Origin of the sequence: Variovorax atrisoli 110B (assembly GCF_000382045.1) — a bacterium.
In the GTDB taxonomy this organism is placed as follows: Bacteria; Pseudomonadota; Gammaproteobacteria; order Burkholderiales; family Burkholderiaceae_C; genus Variovorax; species Variovorax atrisoli.
Window position 1 is genome coordinate 40,656 of the sequence record NZ_KB907456.1, and the last position, 19,734, is coordinate 60,389.

Annotated in this window: 23 protein-coding genes; 11 read left to right on the forward strand and 12 right to left on the reverse strand. The window is 68.7% G+C overall.

Going from position 1 to position 19,734, the window contains the following annotated elements:
- Positions 1–3: 3 nt before the first annotated feature.
- On the reverse strand, positions 4–831 hold the full coding sequence (locus tag G369_RS0119820) for a helix-turn-helix domain-containing protein (RefSeq protein ID WP_019655770.1): 828 nt from the start codon (positions 829–831) through the stop codon (positions 4–6).
- Positions 832–940: 109 nt separating this feature from the next.
- On the opposite strand from G369_RS0119820, the gene G369_RS0119825 reads away from it, so the two are divergent.
- A complete protein-coding gene (locus G369_RS0119825; RefSeq protein WP_026346512.1) occupies positions 941–1,927 on the forward strand; it encodes a Bug family tripartite tricarboxylate transporter substrate binding protein in 987 nt (328 codons plus the stop codon).
- Between the two features lie 34 nt (positions 1,928–1,961).
- A complete protein-coding gene (locus G369_RS0119830) occupies positions 1,962–3,314 on the forward strand; it encodes a Rieske 2Fe-2S domain-containing protein (protein ID WP_019655772.1) in 1,353 nt (450 codons plus the stop codon).
- On the opposite strand, the gene G369_RS0119835 is transcribed toward G369_RS0119830, so the two are convergent.
- Genes G369_RS0119835 through G369_RS0119860 form a run of 6 tightly spaced genes read right to left on the reverse strand, consistent with a single transcriptional unit; the run spans position 3,311 to position 7,466 of the window.
- Positions 3,311–3,658 carry a DOPA 4,5-dioxygenase family protein gene (locus G369_RS0119835; RefSeq protein ID WP_019655773.1) on the reverse strand — a complete coding sequence of 116 codons (348 nt, stop codon included), beginning with the start codon at positions 3,656–3,658 and terminating at the stop codon, positions 3,311–3,313. The two genes, G369_RS0119830 and G369_RS0119835, sit on opposite strands and share 4 nt — an antisense overlap.
- A gap of 7 nt (positions 3,659–3,665) precedes the next feature.
- Positions 3,666–4,295, reverse strand: coding sequence for a DUF4166 domain-containing protein (locus tag G369_RS0119840; protein ID WP_019655774.1), 630 nt, complete (start codon positions 4,293–4,295; stop codon positions 3,666–3,668).
- Positions 4,292–5,353, reverse strand: coding sequence for an SRPBCC family protein (locus G369_RS0119845; RefSeq protein ID WP_019655775.1), 1,062 nt, complete (start codon positions 5,351–5,353; stop codon positions 4,292–4,294). The genes G369_RS0119840 and G369_RS0119845 overlap by 4 nt, the downstream gene beginning before the upstream one ends.
- 56 nt (positions 5,354–5,409) lie before the next feature.
- Positions 5,410–6,357, reverse strand: a complete 948-nt coding sequence (locus G369_RS0119850) for an SAM-dependent methyltransferase (protein ID WP_019655776.1) — start codon at positions 6,355–6,357, stop codon at positions 5,410–5,412.
- Between the two features lie 29 nt (positions 6,358–6,386).
- A complete protein-coding gene (locus G369_RS0119855) occupies positions 6,387–6,809 on the reverse strand; it encodes a thiol-disulfide oxidoreductase DCC family protein (protein WP_019655777.1) in 423 nt (140 codons plus the stop codon).
- A 60-nt stretch (positions 6,810–6,869) separates the two neighbouring features.
- Positions 6,870–7,466 carry a GbsR/MarR family transcriptional regulator gene (locus tag G369_RS0119860; RefSeq protein WP_019655778.1) on the reverse strand — a complete coding sequence of 199 codons (597 nt, stop codon included), beginning with the start codon at positions 7,464–7,466 and terminating at the stop codon, positions 6,870–6,872.
- Positions 7,467–7,590: 124 nt separating this feature from the next.
- Between G369_RS0119860 and G369_RS0119865 the strand changes: the two genes are divergently transcribed.
- A complete protein-coding gene (locus tag G369_RS0119865) occupies positions 7,591–8,685 on the forward strand; it encodes a PA0069 family radical SAM protein (protein WP_019655779.1) in 1,095 nt (364 codons plus the stop codon).
- Between the two features lie 87 nt (positions 8,686–8,772).
- Positions 8,773–9,816 carry an RNA methyltransferase gene (locus G369_RS0119870; RefSeq protein WP_019655780.1) on the forward strand — a complete coding sequence of 348 codons (1,044 nt, stop codon included), beginning with the start codon at positions 8,773–8,775 and terminating at the stop codon, positions 9,814–9,816.
- 52 nt (positions 9,817–9,868) lie between these two features.
- On the opposite strand, the gene G369_RS0119875 is transcribed toward G369_RS0119870, so the two are convergent.
- The 3 genes from G369_RS0119875 to G369_RS0119885 form a co-directional block, all read right to left on the reverse strand.
- Positions 9,869–10,639 carry an alpha/beta fold hydrolase gene (locus G369_RS0119875; RefSeq protein ID WP_019655781.1) on the reverse strand — a complete coding sequence of 257 codons (771 nt, stop codon included), beginning with the start codon at positions 10,637–10,639 and terminating at the stop codon, positions 9,869–9,871.
- A 154-nt stretch (positions 10,640–10,793) separates the two neighbouring features.
- Complete coding sequence (locus tag G369_RS0119880) at positions 10,794–11,372, reverse strand: DUF1569 domain-containing protein (protein ID WP_019655782.1); 579 nt, start codon at positions 11,370–11,372, stop codon at positions 10,794–10,796.
- An 82-nt stretch (positions 11,373–11,454) separates the two neighbouring features.
- On the reverse strand, positions 11,455–12,000 hold the full coding sequence (locus tag G369_RS0119885) for a MarR family winged helix-turn-helix transcriptional regulator (protein ID WP_019655783.1): 546 nt from the start codon (positions 11,998–12,000) through the stop codon (positions 11,455–11,457).
- Between the two features lie 326 nt (positions 12,001–12,326).
- Between G369_RS0119885 and G369_RS0119890 the strand changes: the two genes are divergently transcribed.
- From G369_RS0119890 to G369_RS0119920, 7 genes are all read left to right on the forward strand, one after another.
- Positions 12,327–13,295, forward strand: coding sequence for a LysR family transcriptional regulator (locus G369_RS0119890; RefSeq protein WP_019655784.1), 969 nt, complete (start codon positions 12,327–12,329; stop codon positions 13,293–13,295).
- 221 nt (positions 13,296–13,516) lie between these two features.
- Positions 13,517–13,912, forward strand: coding sequence for a type II secretion system protein (locus tag G369_RS38635; RefSeq protein ID WP_157773743.1), 396 nt, complete (start codon positions 13,517–13,519; stop codon positions 13,910–13,912).
- Between the two features lie 32 nt (positions 13,913–13,944).
- A complete protein-coding gene (locus G369_RS0119900; protein WP_051127612.1) occupies positions 13,945–14,622 on the forward strand; it encodes a hypothetical protein in 678 nt (225 codons plus the stop codon).
- A complete protein-coding gene (locus G369_RS0119905) occupies positions 14,619–15,161 on the forward strand; it encodes a GTP-binding protein (protein ID WP_019655787.1) in 543 nt (180 codons plus the stop codon). Before G369_RS0119900 ends, G369_RS0119905 begins: the two co-directional genes overlap by 4 nt.
- A complete protein-coding gene (locus G369_RS0119910) occupies positions 15,158–15,553 on the forward strand; it encodes a roadblock/LC7 domain-containing protein (RefSeq protein ID WP_019655788.1) in 396 nt (131 codons plus the stop codon). Before G369_RS0119905 ends, G369_RS0119910 begins: the two co-directional genes overlap by 4 nt.
- 98 nt (positions 15,554–15,651) lie before the next feature.
- The gene (locus G369_RS0119915) at positions 15,652–16,011 is read left to right on the forward strand and encodes a hypothetical protein (protein WP_019655789.1); all 360 of its coding nucleotides are present in this window, start codon (positions 15,652–15,654) and stop codon (positions 16,009–16,011) included.
- Between the two features lie 21 nt (positions 16,012–16,032).
- Entirely contained in the window at positions 16,033–16,965 is a 933-nt protein-coding gene (locus G369_RS0119920; RefSeq protein WP_019655790.1) for a LysR family transcriptional regulator, read from the forward strand.
- 18 nt (positions 16,966–16,983) lie between these two features.
- Here G369_RS0119920 and G369_RS0119925 read toward each other — a convergent pair whose 3' ends face one another.
- Together G369_RS0119925 and G369_RS0119930 are read right to left on the reverse strand one after the other, a co-directional pair.
- Complete coding sequence (locus G369_RS0119925; protein ID WP_051127619.1) at positions 16,984–18,426, reverse strand: efflux transporter outer membrane subunit; 1,443 nt, start codon at positions 18,424–18,426, stop codon at positions 16,984–16,986.
- 44 nt (positions 18,427–18,470) lie between these two features.
- Positions 18,471–19,730, reverse strand: coding sequence for an efflux RND transporter periplasmic adaptor subunit (locus G369_RS0119930; protein ID WP_026346514.1), 1,260 nt, complete (start codon positions 19,728–19,730; stop codon positions 18,471–18,473).
- Positions 19,731–19,734 lie beyond the last annotated feature (4 nt).

Consider the following 19,734-nt stretch of genomic DNA (forward strand, 5'->3'; position numbering starts at 1 on the left):
GCCTCATGGACTTGCCGGGGGCGGCCCGAAGCCCGCCTGCGCTAGCCTGCGCTCGATGTTCTGCGCGGCCTGCTGCAGGTCGCCCAGATGGGCCGACACGATCTCCCGCTCGCTCTTCACCACCGGCAGCCAGGCGCAGCTGAGGCAGCCCAACACCCGCTCGCCCTGGCGCAGCGGCACCGAGATCGCGCCGAAGCGGTCGGGCGAATCCATGCTGGTCGAGGTCGGGTCGCGCGCCACGTAGCCGAGGTCGCGCGCATGCGCCACCATGCGGCGGATGTTTTCGGGGCGCCGCGCGCTGCGGTCGAAGTCGTTGGGCGAACGCGCCAGCGCGGAGAGGATCTCCCGGCGCTCGTCTTCCGGGCAGAACGAGAGATAGCAGCGCCCCAGCGAGGACAGCAGCATCGGCGGGCGGAAGCCCAGCGCACGGTAGTTGACCGCCAGCCCGTTGCGCGGCCTGTCGGTGTCGAGGATGAGCATGGCCGTGCCGTCGCGCACGCCCAGGTCGATGGGCCATGGCACCACGCGCTGCAGCGTGGCGCGCGCGGGCGCCGCCAGTGCCGACAGGCGCGTGCGCCACGCCGCCACAGCCCCCGACTGACCCGTGGCCGAGGTGGGCACGTAGCGCCGGTCGTGTTCGCTGCGCTCGGCCCAGCCCGCCTGCTGCAGCGTCTTGAGGATGCGCAGCAGCGTGGCCTTCGACAGGCCCGTCTGCCGGTGCAGCTCCTGCAGCGTCACGGCCGAGGAGCGCTGGATGGCCAGCATCACATCGAGCCCGCGGCGCAATGCATCGATGGATTTCACGCTCTGCGCGCCCGTGGTGTCCGACATGCCGGTCTCCGGAAAAGGTTCACTGAGTGAAACTATATCTTCTGGCTTCGCGGCCCCGTTCCTACAGTGCGGACGACACCAACGTCGTCCCACCGAGAAGGAAAAGAGCATGTTGTTTCACCCGCGAAACGCGGCCCGAGCCGCTGCAGCAGCCGTTCTTTCGCTATGCGCCGTGACCGCGGCCATGGCGCAGTCCTGGCCGTCGAAGCCGATCACCATCGTCGTCGCCTATCCGGCCGGCGGCGACACCGACGCCATTGCGCGCACCTATGCCGAGAAGCTGTCGCAGCGCACCGGCCAGCCGGTGCTGATCGACAACCGGCCCGGCGCGAGCGGGATGATCGGCAACGCCTGGGTCGCGAAGGCGCCGGCCGACGGCTACACGCTGCTGTTCACGCCCAGCACCTTTCCCATCGCGCAGCATGTGCTGAAGGCCGGCCCCGGCGTGGCGCACGACGTGGTGAAGGACTTCACCCCCATCGTCAAGACCGGCAACATCCCGCTGCTGCTGGTGACCGCGCCGGTGACAGGCATCCGCAGCGTCGCGCAGCTCGTGGCCGGCGCGAAGGCGGGCAAGGCGCTGAGCTACGGCACGCCGGGCGCGGGCTCGCCGATGCACATCGCGGGCGAGCTCTTCAACAAGGACGCGGGCATCGCAGCCACGCACGCGCCGTACCGCGGCGTGGCGCCGGTGGTCAACGACGTGCTCGGCGGCCATGTCGCCGTGGGCTGGATCACGCCGGGCGCGGTGGCGAGCCACATCGCGGCGGGCAAGCTGGTGCCGCTCGGCGTGGCGGAGCGCCAGCGCACGAAGCTGATGCCCGAGGTGCCCACCTTCATCGAGCTGGGCTTCAAGGATGTGGACGTGAGCGCATGGATGGGCCTGCTCGGCCCGAAGGCGATGTCGCCGGACGTCGTGCAGGCGATCAACAGGCACTTCAACGAGATCCTGAAGATGCCCGACGTGCAGGCAAGGATGGCCGCGCTCGGCATCGAACCCGTGGGCGGCGCGCCCGCGGTGCTGGCGCAGCAGATTTCAGACGACGACCAGCGCTTCGGCAGGCTGGTGCGCGAGTTCGGCATCCGCGCCGACTGAAGAAGACAAGCGACACGGAACAAGGAGACTGCGCATGTTGAGCGAAGAAAAGAACCGCCTGCTGACCGAAGTGGGCCCCGGCAAGCCGATGGGCGACTACCTGCGCCGCTACTGGCACCCGATCGCGGGCGCCAGCGAGTTTGACGACAAGGCGGTGAAGCCGCTTCGCATCCTGGGCGAGGACCTGGTGCTCTACAAGGACCTGAGCGGCAACTACGGCCTGGTCGACCGCCGCTGCCCGCACCGCAACGCCGACATGTCCTACGGCTACGTCGAGCAGTGCGGCCTGCGCTGCAGCTACCACGGCTGGCAGTACGACCAGAGCGGCCAGTGCGTGCACCAGCCCTTCGAGGAAACGCTGGACCCCGGCGCACGCATGCGCAGGAACACGAGGATCAAGGCCTACCCGGTGCAGGAGAAGGCCGGCCTGCTGTGGGCGTACATGGGCCCGCAGCCCGCGCCTCTTTTGCCCGACTGGGAACTCTTCAACTGCGCGAACGGCTTCGCGCAGGCGGTGTTCGCCGAGATCCCCTGCAACTGGTTCCAGTGCCAGGAGAACTCCATCGACCCGGTGCACTTCGAGTGGACCCACAACAACTGGACCACGCGCCTGCAGGGCGACGAAGGGCCGTACGTGCCCACGCACCTCAAGCTGGCATTCGAGGAGTTCGAGCACGGCTTCGTCTACAAGCGCCTGCGCGGCGGCGAGCGCGAGGACAACGTGATGTGGACCACCGGCCGCGTCACGCTGTGGCCCAACGGCTTCTTCCTGGGCCATCACTTCGAATGGCGCGTGCCCATCGACGACCACAACACGCTGAGCGTGCTGTGGGTGCTGAGCCGCGTGCCCAGCGAGCAGGAGCCCTACGTGCAGGAGCGAATCCCGTCGTGGTACGGACCGATCAAGGACCCGGTGACGGGCCGCTGGATCACCAGCCACGTCGCCAACCAGGACTTCGTGGTGTGGGTGGGGCAGGGCACCGTCACCGACCGCACGCGCGAGAAGCTGGGGCAGAGCGACAAGGGCATCGTGATGATGCGGCGCCGCTTCTTCGAGGAGCTCGAGGCGATGCAGGCCGATCCGGCGCACGAGCCCAAGGGGCTGATCCGAGATCCGGAGAAGAACCGCAATGTGTTTCTGCCCTCGGCATGCCGCGACGAGATGATCAACGGCCTGCCGCGCAAGGAGCTGGCGGCACATCCGCTGCTGGGGCCGTACCTGAAGGACTTCTTCGGCCAGGCCGGGCAGCCCGACGAGGTGCGCGCGGCCTACGAGAAGGCCATCGGGCAGAAGGTGGAGGGCGCCACCTTCTTCAAGGTGCATGGCGCCGGCATCGAGGAAGAGGCCCGGGAAGAGTTTCGGAAAGAGGCGCGGGAAGAGGTCTAGCGCCGGAACATTCGCAGGTCGAGCTCGCTTTCCTCGCCCAGCCACATCGCGTGCATCGTGTGGTCGGCGAGGTCGTCGCCGGTCACGCCATGCACGAACACGTCGAGCCCGTCGCGGTTGGCTTCGAGCCAGCCGATGACCTGGTCGAACTCGGCGGCGTCGAAGGCGAGCTGGCAGCTCCAGTGCGGATGGGGGCCCACAAGCCGCTCGTGCACGCGGCCGACCACCACCATCAGCTCGCGGCCCGCGCGTTCGCAGAGGGCCTTGGCCTGCGCGAGCGTGTCGGGGCCGAAATAGACGTGGGCGTGGTACTGGGCGTAGAGGTTTTCTGGACGGCGGGGCATGGTGCGCTCATTGTGATCCCGTTCGCGCTCCGAGGCTGAAGCGCCCGCTGTAGCGGAACACGTCGCCCAGCCAGCGGTGGCGCAGCAGCATCTTCATGGTGAAGCGGTCTGCGTCGGCGGGGTCGGGCCGCTCCTCGACGTAGGCGGTGCCGAGCAAGAGCCCGAGCGGCAGCGGAACGCGCAGCCCCGCGACTCGCCAGACATAGCCCAGGTCGCGGAACACCAGCGCGCCTTCTTCGGCGCTCACCGCGAGGCGCATGCCGATGCCGAAGCGCACGTACTCGATCACCTCGCTGCCCCGGGCCGCATCGTGTTCCATGTGCGAGCGGAAATGGAAGGCCGCCCTGCCGGGGAAGCGGAAGACGCGGTCCCAGTGGAGCGTGGCGGCGTCGGGGCGGCAGCGGTAGTGCACCTCGATGGGCACTTCCTTGCCCTGGTGCGGCACCAGCGCGCCGAACAGCCGCCCGAAGGGCATCAGCAGCGCGGCCCAGGGCGCGTGCCAGACCTCGTCCATGGTGCCGCGCACGCAGACGTGATCGTCGGAGAAGGGCCTCATCACATAGTGGCGGCGGATGACCTCGCCCAGCGGGTCCCACGCGGGGCCGAGCGCCTGCCGGAAGACGGGTTGCACCGTCATCGAACGGCCGCAGTCGCCGTGGCTTCGGCGCGCGCCTTGTAGAAACGCAGGATGTTCTCCGAAGCATCGTTGAGCAGCAGGTGCATGACGCGGTCGGCATACCAGTTGAAGCTGGTGCTCAGCCGCCACGACACCGCCACGCGCAGCTCGGTGCCGCCGTCGCGCGGCGTCAGCGTGTAGGTGGCGTCGCGCAGGTCGAAGTACTGGCCGCCGATCATCACGTGGTCGTCGAGTGCGCCGGCCGGGAAGGAGTCGGGCGAGAAGCGGAAGCGCCACTTCAGCAGCCGGTTGGGCTCCCACTCGGTGATGACCTCCTCGAAGTGCACGTTCTTCTGCCACTGCACCTGGCGCACGCGGCCCTCGGGCGTGTCGACGGTCACGCCCGACACCGGCATTGGCACGCCGATGCGGTAGGCCCAGGCGTCACCGACTTCGGCGGGGCGGATGTCGCGCGCTGCGTTGAGCTCGTGCCACACACGCTCGGGCGGCGCGGCGATGAAGAGTGCGCGCGAGGTGTCCGAGTAGCGGTCGGGGTTGGGCAGTTGGGGCTCGATGGCGCCCAGCACCAGTGGCAGCATCGCGAAGCTGTAGACGGCCTGCTTCGGCCAGTTGGTGACGCGGCACACGATGCCCATCGCCAGGCCGCCCACGCTGCCCATGGTGGCGAAGAGCGGAACGATGACGATGGCGCAGATCAGCCCCTCGATGAACACCAGCAGCGTGCCCCCGACGAAGAGCGAAGTCGCCACCCACGGCGCCCAGATGTAGTAGCCCCAGCTGCGGCGCTCGATGCGCTCGGCCATGTACACCGTGACCGCGCCGCACACGGCGGGCACGAAGTAAACGAAGGAAGCCAGCATGGCCGAGTAGGGCTTGCCGGGCGCGCTGCTGAAGAACAGGCGCAGCACGAGCGCGACCGCCGCGCCGATGGCCATCGGCCAGAACCAGCCGAAGGGCATGCCGCGAACAGGCCTGGGCTGTGCTTCTTCGTTCGGCACGGGCTGCGGCTGGACGGGGGGCAGCTCGGCGAGCCTGCTGTCTTCGGAGTCGTTCTGCATGGAAGGCTCTTCTCCTCTGTCTGTACGTCTGTCTTGTTTGTGTTGCTGTCGGGCCCTCAGTCGGCGCGGCGGGTGGCGGTGACGATGCAGTAGTCGAAGTCGCGCCAGAACATGCCCAGCGCCAGGGCGCAGTAGCTCGCCACGATGTGCTTGCGCCGCCATGGGCTGAGCCTGCCGCGTGCCTTCCAGAGCTCGGCCAGCGTGAAGCGGGTGGCCAGCACCGGGATGTGCAGCGCGCTCGGCGCCACGCGCCAGCGCAGCGACTTCACCTCGACATCCTCGAAGCCATGGGCATGCAGCGCAGCCACGAAGTCTTCGCGCACGGCCAGCGTGGGCACGGCCCAACTGTCGGCCCACAGGCGGTGCAGCCAGCCAGCGATGCCGCCGGGCTTGCGTCGAAGCAGGAAGCCGTCGACCACCGCGAGGCGCGCGCCGGGCTTCAGCAGGCGCCCAGCTTCGCGGGCGAAGTCGGCCTTGTCGGTGCCGGCGGCATAGCAGGCGCTTTCGAGCGCCCATGCGCCGTCGGCCTGGGCGGCGGGCAGGCCGGTGCGGGTGTAGTCGGCCTCGATGTGGGCCATGCGGTGTGCCACGCCCGCGGCGGCGTCGAGCTTCGCGGCGATGCGGTTCTGCACGGCCACGTTGGTCACGGTGACGGCATAGAGCGATGCATGGTCGCCGACCAGCGTGCGCGCGGTGGCGCCGGCGCCGCAGCCCATGTCGATCACGCAGCGGTGGATGTCGCCGCCCGAGAGTGCGTCGTCGATGCGCAGCGCACGGCCGACCATGCGGTTCATCTCGACCAGCATGCCTTCGCGGCGCAGCGGATTCAGGCCCGCGCGCCAGAAGCCGAAGTGCATGTTGTAGCTGGGGCTCCAGGCGCTGTAGTCGGTTGCTACCTCGGTGAAGTAGTCCTGGGTGTCTTCGGGGGTGAGAGTGTTCTCGGAGTGGCTGCGCGCGCGAGTCTCGTGCGGCAGGCGGAAGTCGGGCTGGAAGACGGTCGGCATGGCGGTTCCCTCGGGTGGTCGTTTCTTCTTCAGATGCGGCAGTTGCCGTCATTGCAGGACGGCGCGACGCGCCCCGCCAGCCTCGCGGCCAGCCAGCGCGGAATGCGATAGCGGTTGCGCGCCAGCAGCGCATAGGCGCGATCGGCCAGCGGCGCGACCAGCGGCAGGTCGAGCAGCACGCCGCCGCTGGACAGGCCCACCGCCGCGCGGCAGATGCGGATCGCCGGCACGCCGACGTGCACACGGCCTTCGGCGTCGACGACATGGATGGCGGCCATCAGCGTCTCGCGCGGTGCAGGGCCGCTTGTGAAATCGGCTGGCGAGCAGTCGACCAGATTCAGCCGGCCCGCCGTGTCGCGTGCCTTGAGCGCGCCCATTTCGGCGGAGCAGATCGCGCAGCTCGCATCGAAATAGATCGTCAGAGGGGGGACTGGAACGGCGGTGCGGCTCATGTTGTTCCTTGTTATCGATATTTCTGTCAAAACAGAAATTTACGGGCAAAAAAAGAGACCTCAGATCATGGGAAGGCTGGCGTGGTGCGCGTCCGGGTCTTCGCCCTTGCCCGCGCCCTTGCCGCCTTGCGACGAATCGCCGCGCACGAACTTCTGCACGCTCGCGCCGAGCGTCAGCACCTTGTCGAGCGTGCCGGGCGACAGCCGCAGCATCTCGTCGGCCCAGGTGGCGAGCTTTTCCATGAGCTCCATCGTCGAGCGGATGCGGTCCTGCGCATCGGCGGGCTCCTTCTGGAAGTCGGGGCTGGCCACGAGCTCGCGCAGCACGCGCACCGTGGGGTCGAACTCGCGCTCCTTGCGCTCGCGAACGACGGTGCGGAACAGCTCCCACACGTCGACGCTGGTCTCGAAGTAGTCGCGCCGGTCGCCCAGCGTGTGGGTCACGCGGACCAGGTTCCAGGCCTGCAGCTCCTTCAAGCTGTTGCTGATGTTGGAACGGGCCACGCCGAGGGTTTCGCACAGCTCTTCGGCGTTCATGGGCTTGCCGTGGGCGAAGAGCAGGGCATGGATCTGCGAGACGGTGCGGTTCACGCCCCACAGCGAGCCCATTTCGCCCCAGTGCAGGACGAACTTGCGTTGGATGTCGGTGAGTTCCATGCCGCCGAGTTTAGGATTCTCGAAATTTCTGTCAAGACAGAAATTAAAAATTCGGCAGCGATGGTGAATCGGTGGAATACTGTATGAATAAACAGTTAATCGAGTTGCCAAGGAATCGCCGACCATGCCAGCCGCCTTCATTCCCATCCACGCCATCAAGGGCCGCGGCGCGGCCACGCACATCGCGCACCGCTTCTCCAAGGACGAGCGCAACGCCTTCGACGACGGCTGGGGCACGCTGGAGGAAGGCGCGGCCGAAGCCGAGGAGCTCCAGCCCATCGCCACCGAGGTGCGCTTCGAGGACGTGAAGTCGGCGCTCAACGGGAACGACTCGCCCGACATCTACTTCGACCGCTCGATCAACCCGTACCGGGGATGCGAGCACGGCTGCATCTACTGCTTCGCGCGTCCGACCCACAGCTACCTCAACCTGTCGCCCGGCCTCGACTTCGAGACCAAGCTGATCGCCAAGCGCAACATCGTCGAGGTGCTGCGCGCCGAACTCGGGCGCCGCAGCTATCGCCCGAACTACATCGCCATCGGCACCGCCACCGACTGCTACCAGCCCATCGAGCGCGAGCTGCGGCTCACGCGCTCGGTGATCGAGCTGCTGAGCGAGGCGCGGCACCCGTTCGCGCTGGTCACCAAGTCGAGCGCCGTCGAGCGCGACCTCGACCTGATCGCGCCCATGGCGGCCGACCATCTGGCGGCCGTGTACGTCACCGTGACCACGCTCGACGGCGACCTCGCCCGCAAGCTGGAGCCCCGCGCGGCCGCACCGCACCGCCGGCTGCGCACCATCCGCGCGCTCACCGAGGCCGGCGTGCCGGTGGGAGTGAGCGTGGCGCCGCAGATTCCCTTCGTCACCGAAGACATGGAGCAGGTGCTCGAGGCCGCCTGGGAGGCGGGCGCGCGCAGCGCCTTCTATACGGTGGTGCGGCTGCCCTGGGAGGTGGCGCCGCTCTTCAAGGAGTGGCTGGCGCTGCACTACCCGCAGCGCGCCGACCGCATCATGGCGCGCATCCGCGAGATGCGCGGCGGCAAGGACTACGACGCCGACTTCGCCACCCGCATGAAGGGCTCGGGCCTGTGGGCCGACCTGATCCACCAGCGCTTCCAGCAGGCCGCGAACCGCCTGGGCTACAACCGCGAGCGCATCCCGCTCGATGTTTCCGCGTTCCGGCCGCCGGGGGCTGCTGGGCAGGGCAGCCTGTTCTAGAGGTGCACAATCCGGGGCTTGTCGACCACCCTGCAGCGCACCCGGTACGCCCGGCATGCGCGCAGAGCCTCCAGCCCCAGAGGGCGCATGCGAATCCACGAACTGAAAGAGCGGCTGCGAAAAGCCGGAGCCGGCCCCAGCCACGAACAGCGCATCCTGCGGCTGTGGTCCCACGCCCTGCCCAGGAACAGCGGCAGGCGCCTGCCCGCGAGCTTCTTTCCCGCGCCGCTGATGGAGGCGCTGCCTGCCATCGAGGCCGAGCTGGCGGGGCTGGCGCGCGTGGTCGCGGCGCATCCGGGTGCCGATGGCTCTGAGAGGCTGCTGGTGGCCCTCGCCGACGGCCAGACCGTCGAAAGCGTGCTGCTGCCGCGCGACGGGCTCTGCGTCTCGTCGCAGGTGGGCTGCGCGGTCGGCTGCCAGTTCTGCATGACGGGCCGCGACGGCCTGCTGCGCCAGGTCGGAAGCGCCGAGATCATTGCCCAGGTCGCGCTCGCGCGCATGCGCAGGCCGGTGCGCAAGGTGGTGTTCATGGGCATGGGCGAGCCGGCGCACAACATGGACAACGTACTCGAAGCCATCGAGCTGCTCGGCACCGTGGGCAACGTCGGCCACAAGAACCTGGTGTTCTCCACGGTGGGCGATCCGCGCGTGTTCGAGCGACTCGCCAAGGAGCGCGTGAGGCCCGCGCTGGCGCTCTCGCTGCACACCACCAAGGCCGAGCTGCGCAGGAAGCTGCTTCCGCGCGCGCCCGGCATGACGCCCGAGGAGCTGGTCGAGGCTGGCGAAGGCTATGCGCGTGCCAGCGGGTACCCGATCCAGTATCAGTGGACGCTGCTCGAAGGCGTGAACGACGGGCAGGACGAGATCGACGGCATCGTGCGGCTGCTCTCTGGCAAGTGGGGCGTGCTGAACATGATTCCCTTCAACGCCGTGGATGGCGTGGCGTTCAACCGTCCGTCGTGGGAGCGCTGCAAGCAGATCGCCCGCACGCTGCACGAGCGCGGCATTCTCACGAAGCTGCGGCAGTCGGCGGGGCAGGACATCGACGGCGGGTGCGGGCAGCTGAGGGCGCGTGCCGCCGAGGCGGCCGAGGTCGCGATACCGATCCGCCGGATCGAAGCGCAGCGCTGAGGAAGCGAAGAAGGAAAGCGGCGCTCCGGCCGCCTGTCGCCTGGCGCCTGCCTCAGGCGAAGGAGGCCATCCAGTCGCGGATCTTGTCGGGTGCCTCGACCATCACGTTGTGGCCGTGCGCACCGAGGTCCAGGGCGTCGGGATCGAGAGAGCGGGTCTGCGCCAGCGTCACCATCGCATCGTTGCCGCCGCGGGCGAGATGGACGGGGCAGCGCGCCAGCGACATCAGTTCGGACAGCGGCGGCTTGCCGACCGCATTGGCGCGCGGATCCATCGCCAGGCGCCAGCTCTCGCCTTCTCGGGCGACACCTCGCGCAGCCACCGGTGATGCCGCACCGGCCACCGCCGCGAGGCCGGACACCTTCAGGTAGCGCTCCTGCGCCTCCGCTTGCTTCGCGAACAGCTTCGCGGGCTGCAGCGCCAGCGCCTCCATGCGACGAAGCTCCTCGTCGCTCCACGCGATCTTGATGCCGGCCGCGAACACGCGTTGAGGCATCAGGCCGAACCAGCCGGTGGCGAGCGCAAGGGCGACCACGCCGCCCAGCGAATGCCCGAGCACCACGAGGCGTCCGCCGGGCTGGATGTGCGGCAACACCGCGCGCGCCACGCTCGCGGCGTGCTGGCCGATGGCATAGGAATCCTGGGCGGCGGAGCGGCCGTGGCCGGGCAGGTCCGGCGCCAGCCAGCGGCCTTGCCAGGCGGCGCTTGCGCCGGTGCGCATGTCCGCGCACAGAGGCGACCACACCGCGCCGGTCGCGCCCATGCCGTGCAGCATCAGAAGCAGGTCGGGGCCTTCGCCGCCTTGTTCCATGTAGATGTCCACCGCCTTGCCTCCGTCGGATCTTCGAAGATCCGAGAATACCTGCCGGTGCGTGCACGACGCCTCCGGCAGGCAAAGCCAAGGGGCAGGCACGCCATCAAGGAGCACAAGGCGTTGCCACGACGAAGATCACCTGCGCGCCGCGACACTCCGCGCCTCAGCCGGCGTCCACCAGCTCCCAGTGATTGGCCAGGTGCATGAGATGCGCCCGGGTGTACTCCGGCTTGCCGAGCGCGCCGTAGGCGAAGTGCGGTGCGAGCGCCGAGCGGTGCCGCTCGAAGCGTTCCAGCGCGCTCATCAGGTGGTCCACGGCCGCATCGAGGGGCTGGCCTGAGGCGATCGCCGGTGCGCCGGGGATGGGCTCTTCGAGCCCGTGGCTCATCTTTCCGCGCGCCGAGAACACCGCGAACGCCGTGCGGCCCAGCGAGGCGCGGAACCACGCGGGCTTGAGATGCGGAAAACCGTCCAGCGAGTACTCGATGCTCTGCGCGCTGTGGTGCAGCACCTGGGCCAGGTCCCAGCCGGAGCGGGTGTGCAGCGGTGTGGTGCGCAGGCGTTCGAGGGTGCGCATGGCGCGGGGAAGGTCGGTGAAGTCGGCCATGGCGATGGGCTGGTCGGCGTGGGTGAGGACGTAGCCGGCACCCGCGGCCGCCGCGCCCGCGAGCAGCGCGCCGCCGGTCAGCAGGGCGCGCCGGGTGCGCCGGGCCGGATGGTCATTCCTGGTGTCGGTGTTCATGTGGTGCCGGATGGTAGGCACCGGTCAGCGCCGGAACTGTCAAATTTCCGACGATCTCCCAACGATCGCGCTTCGGGCCCGCTCAGGCGCTGCGGCCCGGCCACCTGTGGCGCGTGCCCCCGGAGCGGCGGTCGGCCTTCTCGGGCACCACGCCCAGCGCGCTCAGTTCCTTGCCGCGCAGTTCGAGCCGGCGCAGGCATGTGAGGAAGACGTCGAGGTGTTCCTCGTCGATGGCTTCGAGCAGGTCCATGTTGAGGCGCGCGATCCGCGGGAACACCGAGTCGCACAGTTCCCGGCCCGCGGCGCTGAGCCGCACGTGCACCTCGCGGCCGTCGTCGGCATCGCGCCGACGCTCCACCAGCTTCTTCTCTGCCAGGCTGCGCAGGCCGCGCGAGGTGCGCACGCGGTCGAGGTGCAGGCGCTCGGCGAATGCGGAGGAGGTGATCTCTCCGATCTGCGCGAGCATGCCGATCATTCCCCACTCGCGGTGCGTGATGCCGAAGCCGCCTTCGACGAGGCGCGTCGCCATGCCGCTGCCCGCGCGCATGGCACGGGAGAGGCGGTAAAGGAGCAGGTCGTCCAGAGAGCGCGGCGCGCGCAGCGCCTGGGCATCGGGGAAAGCTTGCATTGGAAATCCGAACGTGAGGTCTTGCGGGCCAACCGACCTCGATGGTGGGTGATGGATTAGATCAATCGTTTGTTGATATTTATAAACTGCCGGGCAATGAATATTGCCGCAATGTCATTGAGACTCGCGGAATTTATCCATTAAGACGTCCGCCAATTGCGGAAAGTCAGTTGTTGCTCAGTATTCGCCGCCGCGCTTGCGCGCAGAGTCGGCATATCGCACCGCTATTCGCGCCGTATTGATCGCAATTTGAATATCGATCGATAGCAATAGCGGAATTGTTGGACCCCAAGCCTTTTGCAGCAGTCATTCAAGGAAGGAATCCCTTGCTCGATCTGAACGAAGTCGCCATGTTTGTCCAGGTGGCGCGCCTGGGCAGCTTCGCGGAGGCCGCGCGGCACCTGCGCGTGCCCTCGGCCACGGTGAGCCGGCGCATCCAGCAGCTCGAGGCGCGCCTGGGCACGCGCCTCATGCAGCGCTCGACCCGCAAGCTCACGCTGACGAGCGCCGGCCAGACATTCCACGAACGCTGCGGCCCGGCGGTCGAGGAACTGATCGAGGCCGGGCAGTCGCATGTGGCGGTCAACAAGGAGCCCAGCGGCGCGATCCGGGTGGCCGCTTCGGCCAGCTTCTTCGAGTATTTCGACATGAGCTGGGTGTCGGCCTTCATGGCTGCGTACCCGCTGGTGCAGATCGACTTCGTGCTCAGCGACCTGCCGGCCGACCTCATCGCCGACCGCATCGACGTGGCGTTCCACATCGGAGCGCTCGAAGATTCGAGCTACGTGGCGCGCCGGATCTTCACGAGCTACGGCGGCCTCCTGGCAAGCCCCGCCTACATCGCGGCGAACGGCGCGCCGCGCGACCTTCGCGAACTGAGCGAGCACGAATGCGTGACGCAGCCGCCTGCCACGGGCAGCTTCGCCACCTGGCGCCTGCAGGGTCCCGACGGCTCCGAGGAAGACGTGCGTGTGCGCGGCCGCTTCAGCAGCAACACCCACGTCGCACTGCGCGAGGCAGCCTGCGCAGGACTGGGCATCGTCGCCCTGCCGGCGATCCTGACCGCGGCCGAACTGGCGTCGGGCCGGCTGGTGCCCGTGCTGCCCCAATACATGCGGGCAGGGCGAGGCATGAGCGTGGTCTACCCGAGCCGCCAGCAACGGCCGCTGGCGGTCACGGCGTTCGTGGACATGGCGGTCGAAAAGCTCAGTCTGCAGGAGTGGACGCCTCATTCAGCCGACACCATGAGCGAAGGCCGGCCGCAGCGGCATCTCGATTCTTCGGTCTGCCGCTGAGCTTCGCGCGCAATTTCCGCCGTTCTTATTTGCTTGTCGCATATGCACCATATGAGGGCGAATTTGCCGTTATTTGGTGCAATTTATTCGGCCTGATCGAGTGGATTGCGTCGAAAGCTGATCGGCTGAAACTCATTTTGTGCGCTAGTAGAGTGCAACAAATCTCGTAAACAATTGTCACGAAGTCTTTTGATGGACATGCAATTCGGCATGTCTGCATTGTGCTCAGCGCACGAAAAAAACTCATTCATTTTCATCATTCCCGCATTGGGAAATGGATCTTCCAGGTCACGGGCAAGGGGTACGGGTTGAATACACGGTCGAGGGGTGCAGCGAAACATCAGGCAGAACAGGCAGGCCAACGGCTTTCGCGCCGCACCAAGGGGTTCACGCTGATCGAGTCGGCGGTCCTTCTGGCTTGCTTGGCCGTGGCCGCATCCGCCGTGCTGCCCCGCTGCAAGAACGAACTCCTGAGCGGACGTCCGCTTGCCGGGTCGGACGGCCTCGTGGCGTCCCACATCGGCATGCAGCGCTTCCACCATGCTGCCGCAGGAGCGCTGGAGCACATCCTTGCGCCGTGCCTGCAAGGCTGGCGCGACACGGCTTCGATGGATTGACGGGGCATGGCGACGGCGCAGAGGAGACATCCATGCTGAGGCTCGGCGTCCACAAGCTGCCCATGGCAGAGGTGGTCCTGATCCGCACGATCATGCGGCTCTCGGCGGGCCAGCCCGGCTTTGCCTGGCAGCTGGTCGATGCGCCGCCCTACGACGCGCTGCTGGTCGACGGCTCCTCGGCGGAGCATGAATATCCCGGGGTGGTCGGCAGCATGGCTGCGGCCGTGCTCAGGCTCACGCGCATGAACGCGGGCTGGCAGCCCGGCACCATGGAGAGGCCGATCCGCGCCGACAGGCTGCAGCAGTGGCTTTGCAGCATCGAGCAGGCGTTGCGCGAGGCGCAGCCCGGCGGCCTCATGCTGCACGAGCAGACGGCGCTGGAAGTCGAGGTTTCCGACGCGGAGCGCTTCATGCTGCGCCGCTGGCCGCCGTCCATGCTGCTTCGCAACGACCTCGACAACATCCGCATGGCGAGCCTGCTGTCGCGCCGCGCGTTGAACGCGAGCGAGCTGTCGGACATCAGCCAGCTTCCTTTCTCGCAGTGCGTGGCCTTCCTGCTCGAACTGCGCAGGGCCGGCGTGCTGGAGCTGCACGTGGCGCAGGCGCTGCCGCCTGTCGCGCCCCGGAGCGACAAGGCGCTGCGCAGCCGCGATCTCGCGCGCAGCTTCATCGATGGCATCCGCCGCCGGCTGGGCCTGCGCGTGCCATGAGGGAGCACAAGATCCTCGTCACGGGCACTGTCGGTGCTGGCAAGACGACGGCCATCGGCCTCGTGAGCGAGGTCGCGCCCGTCGTGACCGACGTGCGCAATTCCGACGCGTCCATCGACAAGGCCCGCACCACCGTCGGGCTGGACTACGGCCAGCTCACGCTGGACAACGGCGACATCGTCCGCCTGTTCGGCACGCCGGGGCAGGTCCGCTTCGACTTTCTCTGGAAGATCCTCGCGCGCAACGCGCTGGGCCTGATCGTGCTGATGGACAACTCGCGGGCCGATCCGCTGGCCGACCTGTCCATGTACCTGGACGCATTCGCCGAGCACCTGCGGACGCTGCCCTGCGTCGTGGGCGTGGGGCGGATGCACTCCCATCCCTCGCCCGCCCTCGACGACTACGCCGAGCGGCTCGCATCCTCCGGCCGGGTGTTTCCGATTCTCGACGTGGACGTGCGCCGCAGGAGCGACGTGCTTCTGCTCATCGACACGCTGCTCATGCAACTCGAAGCCGACATGCGGGGAGACGAAGCGTGAGTTCCACACACGGCCTGTCAAAGACTGCCACGGCGCACGCGCAGCGCGAAGTGCGAAAGCTGGTCGAAGAGCTGACCGGGGTGACGGCGGTGGTGGTCGCCACGGCGGACGGCTTCGACGTCGCCTCCGCCTGCGTCAGCGACACGGACCCGGCGCGCGTGGCCGCCATGGGCAGCTCCATCGTGGCGATCGGCGACGTGGTCTCGCAGGAGGCTCGCCTCGGCCGCCGCGAGAGCGTGATGGTGCTCACGGACTCTGGCTTCGCGGTTTTCCACAGCGTTCATCGCCGCGATGCCGATCTCGTGATCAACGTGCTGGCGCGAGACAGCGCCGTGCCCGCGATGGTGGCGTACCGCGCCGCCCAGCTCGCCAGGACCCTCGCCGAGGTGTGACCAACGATTCCCCCGCGCGCGTCTGCGTGGCGCGCAGGGTCTCTTCCCGTACGCAGCAATCCCTTCATTCAACTTCAACGATTTCCCTGGAGAAAAACTTGGCTTCCATCAAGCAGACGCTCGAAGACATCCTCACCATCGACGGCGCCATGTGCGCGGCCGTCGTCGACTCTGGCAGCGGCATGATCCTCGGCAGCGTGGGGTCGGGCGTGGACATGGAGATCGCCGCGGCCGGCAACACGGAAGTGGTGCGCGCCAAGCTCAAGACCATGCGTGCACTGGGCCTGAGCGACGTGATCGAGGACATGCTCATCACGCTCGGCAGGCAGTACCACATCCTTCGGCCCTCGTCGGTGAAGGAAGGGCTCTTCCTCTACGTGGTGCTCGACAAGCAGCGCGCCAACCTCGCGCTCGCGCGCCGCAAGACGCAGGAAGTCGACAAGCTGATGGACTTCTGAGAAAGCGGCAGGCAGTTCCCGGTGCTGGATCTCAACGAAGTCGCCATGTTCGTGCAGGTGGCGCGGCTGGGCAGTTTTGCCGAAGCCGCGAGGCACCTGCGCATGCCTTCCGCCACCCTGAGCCGTCGAGTGCGGCAGCTGGAGGCGCACCTGGGCACCCGCCTGCTGCAGCGCTCGACCCGCAAGCTGGCGCTGACCAGCGCGGGCCAGGGCTTTCTCGACCGCTGCCTGCCCGCGGTCGAGGAGCTCATGGGCGCCGGCAAGCTGCAGCTCGCCGGAGGCCAGGAGCCGAGGGGCCTGGTGCGGGTGGCCGCCCCGGCCAATTTCTTCGACTTCTTCCCGATCGAGTGGGTGTCCGCCTTTCTCTCTGCGAACCCGCACGTGCGGCTCGACTTCGTCCTCAGCGACGCGGTGGCCGACATGATCGCGGAGCGCGTCGACGTGGCTTTCCGCGGTGGCCCGCTGCGGGATGCGAGCGGCGCGACACGCAGGATATTCGCCAGCTACGGCGGCCTCTTCGCGAGCCCCGGCTACGTGGCTGCGCACGGCCAGCCTGCCAGCCTGGAGGAGCTGGGCGAACACCATTGCGTGACGCCGCCGCCGGACACCGGCCGCCTGTCGACCTGGCTCCTGCTGGACGCCGAAGGCGTGGAGCACGACGTGCAGGTGCGCGGCCGCTTCGTGAGCAACATGGAGGACGTGCGGCGCAAGGCCGCATGCGCCGGCCTGGGCATCGCGGCGCTGCCGTCGATCGTGGTGGCCTCCGACCTGGCCGCCGGACGGCTGGTGCGTGTGCTGCCGCAGTACAGGCGCGCCGGACGCGGGCTGAGCGTGACCTACGCCAGCCGCCACCACATTCCGCACGCGGTCTCGGCCTTCGTCGAGATGGCGATGGAGAAGCTTGCCGCCAGCCAGGACTGGGGTTCGGCTTCTCCGGGGAGGCCTGCCGGCTGAAACGCCGGCCGGCGGTGGTCAGTCGGCCTTGGCTGTACGGTCGGCCGCGGGCGCAGGGCAGTTCGCGGGCGCACCGGCCACGTCGGCGCCGCACCAGTCGCCGCCCAGCGCCTTCACCAGGAACACCGACGTCAGCAGCCGCTGCCCCTGCAGCTGCGCGGCCTGCCGCTCCACCGTCAGCAGCGACTGCTGCGCGGTGATCACGTCGAGATACGTCGATGCGCCGCCTTCGTAGCGGCTGGTCGCCATGTCGAGCACGCGCCGCGCCGCCGCCACGGCCGACTGGGCCTGCGTGGTGGCGCTGTCGAGCGCCGAGAGGCCTGTGATGCCGTCTTCCACTTCCTGCATCGCCGTCAGCACGGTGCGGCGGTAGTTGCCGACGGTGGCGTCGTAGCCGGCCTTCGCGAAGTCGACGTTCGCGCGGATGCGCCCGCCGTCGAACAGCACCTGCGTGGCCGACACGCCCACCGACCACAGCAGGCTGGGGCCGTTGAAGAGCGTCTCGATCATGCGGCTGTCCACGCCCACCGTGGGCGAGATGACGAAGCTCGGGTAGAAGGCGGCCGTCGCCACGCCGATCTGCGCGTTGGCCGCGGCCATGGCGCGCTCTGCCGAAGCCACGTCGGGGCGGCGCTGGAGAATTTCCGAAGGCACGCCCAGCGGCACCGCGGGCGGCCTGATCTCGCGCAGGTCCACCGGCAGCGAGAAGCTGGGTGCCGGCGTGCCCGTGAGCGTGGCCAGCGCGTGTTCGTACTGCGCGCGCTGCTTCCTCAGCACGTCGACCTGCGTGAGCGTGGTTTCGAGCAGCGCCTGCTGCTGCGCGACGTCGAGGCCCGACACCGCGCCCAGGTCGTGACGCGCCGTGACCAGCTCCAGCGCCCGGCGCTGCAGGCCGATGGAGCGCGAGAGCACGTCGAGCTCGATGTCGGTGGAGCGCAGGTTGAAGTAGTTGCTGGCGAGCTCGGCGCTCAGCAGCAGCCGGGTGTTGGCGAGATCGGCGGCCGATTGCTCGGCGGAGGCGGCCGCACCCTCGACGGTACGCTGCACGCGGCCCGCAAGGTCGATCTCGTAGCTCGCGTTCAGCGAGAGGGCGAAGTCGTTCTGCACCGTCGATGAATTGGCGGTGGCGTAGTTGGTGAGCGGACGGTTGGCCGAGATCTTCAGGCGCGAGGCGCGCGCGCCCAGGCCCAGCTGCGGATAGCGGCTCGCCGACGTGGCCGCCAGTGTGGCGCGCGCCTGCGCCAGCCGCGCGTTGGCGATGGCCAGCGTGGGGCTGCCGGCCATGGCCTGCGCCTGCAGGGTGTCGAGCGTGGCGTCGTCGAAACGCTTCCACCACGGGCCCTTGTCGGCGCTGTCGCTGGGCGTGCTCAGGCGCCAGGGCTCCTCGAGCTTCCAGCTCACGGGCAGGGGGGCGTCGGGCTTCCTGTAGTCGGGGCCGACGGCGCAGCCGGCTGCGAGCATGAGCAGTACGGTGCAGGCGGCCGCGCAGGGCAATCGCGCCAGCGTCACGCCGGCTCCTTCTTCGCCCCGGCAGGCGCCGCCTTGGCAGGAGGCTGGCCAGGCGCGACAGCCACGATGTCGCCGTCGGCCAGCGAGTCGGAGGGGTTGAGCACCATGCGGTCGGCGGCCTCGAGCCCGTCGATCACTTCCACGTTCTCGCCGTAGTTGCGCCCCAGGGTCACCGCGCGCAGGGCGACACGGCCCTGCGCATCGACCACCGCGATGCGCGTGCCCTCGGCGCGGAACAGCAGCGCGTTCGCCGGCACGGTGAGCGTGCGGCTCGCGGCCAGCGGCAGCGACACCTGCACGTAGGCGCCGGGCAGCAGCGCGCCGTCCTTGTTGGGCAGCGAGACTTCGACCTGCATCATCCGCGTGGTCGTGTCGATGGCGCCCGAGGTGCGCGCCACTTCGCCCTTGAAGGTCTGGCCGCGCAGCTCGGCCTGCGTCACCACCACCGGCTGGCCGGCCTTCACCAGCTGCGCGTAGGCCTGCGGCACATTGATGTACACGCGCAGCGGATCGGTCTGCGCCAGCATGAAGAGCGCACGCCCGGCGCCGCCGCCCGCGCCGGCGTCGATCAGGTCGCCCACGTCGACGTTGCGCCGCGTGATCACGCCCGCGAACGGCGCCACCACGCGCTTGAAGCCCTCGGTCTGCCTGAGCCGCTGCACGTTGGCATCGGCTGCGGCCACGTTGGAGGTGGCCTGCGCGACGGCGCTGCGGCGCTCGTCCAGGTCCTGCTGCGAAACCACGTCCTTCTTGCGCAGCGCCTCCCAGCGCTCGGCGGTGCTGCGCGCCAGCTCCAGCCCCGAGGCGGCCTGCGCGCGCGCGGCCACGGCCTGCGAGAGTTGCTGGTCGATCTCGGGCGTCTCGATCTCGGCGAGCAGCTCGCCCTTCTCGACGCGGCTGCCGATGTCCCTGGTCCAGCGCTTGAGGTAGCCGCTGGCGCGCGCCGAGATGGGCGACTGCACGAAGCCCTGCAGCGTGCCCGGCAGCGACAGCGTCTGGCCCGCCGTGGGCACGCGGGGCAGGGCGGTCTGCACGTACTGCTTCGCGCGCTCGGCGGTGCCGGCTTCCAGCGCGCGGGCGTTGGCGATGCGCACGAACACCGTGCGCGCCGCGCCCAGCGCCAGCAGCACCAGGACGATCAGCACCAGCCAGCGCGTGCGCCGCACGATCTGCCGGCGGCGCAGCAACTGCTCGCCGTCACCTTCCTCGGCGGCGATGGGGTGGATGGCCAATGCCGAATGGCGTTGCTCCGTCATGGCC